General features: G+C 75.0%; 1 protein-coding gene. It reads right to left on the bottom strand.

Annotation, left to right across the window (positions count from 1 at the left end):
• Window positions 1-56 precede the first annotated feature (56 nt).
• Window positions 57-434: an immunity 51 family protein gene (locus KUM32_RS37775; RefSeq protein WP_217146347.1), complete on the bottom strand. Its 378-nt coding sequence runs from the start codon at window positions 432-434 to the stop codon at window positions 57-59.
• Window positions 435-543: the final 109 nt, after the last annotated feature.

Raw genomic sequence — 543 nt, 5'->3', positions numbered from 1 at the left:
ACGACCGTCTGACCGGCCCCGTTGGCGGCGCCCCCGCGCGGGTGCGCCGCCAACGGTCAGGCGAACCAGTCCGGGTCCGCCGCCTCCAGGTACGCGGCCAGCACGGCCGGATCGCGGTGGGCCTCGCTCAGCAGCGCGCCCAGGCGGCGCAGCGCGCCCGCGTCCGTGCCGTGCGCGGCGAACATGCCCGCCTCACAGTCGTACGCGACGCGCTCCGCCAACTCCGGGGCGCGCGAGCGTATCGCGGAACGGGCGACGGCCTCCCAGTCGTACCCGCCGCCCTCGTGACCGCGCTCGCCGAAGGCCGCGGCGGTGGAGACCATGTGGTCGTCGCTCAGGATCAGCCCGTAACTGCCCGGCGCGGAGTCGTACTCCAGGAACATCAGCGGAGCGAAGCTCTCGCGGTCGGTCGGCTCGGTCGGCTCAGTGCTCATGTGGGCATCGTAGGCAGGGGGTACGACAACGCCGGCGCCTCGCGAGTAGGCGCGGGCCGCGCGTGGGGGTCAGCCGATCGAGCGCCCCGGCAACCCCCCACCCACGCCC

The organism is Streptomyces sp. AC627_RSS907, assembly GCF_019049165.1.
The sequence above is the reverse complement of the archived record's forward strand: the minus strand, read 5'-3'. Positions and strand labels throughout refer to the sequence as shown.

What these genes read in the sequence shown, in the direction of transcription:
- KUM32_RS37775 (WP_217146347.1), bottom strand. Translation starts at nt 434, where the DNA reads ATGAGCACTGAGCCGACCGAGCCGACCGACCGCGAGAGCTTCGCTCCG.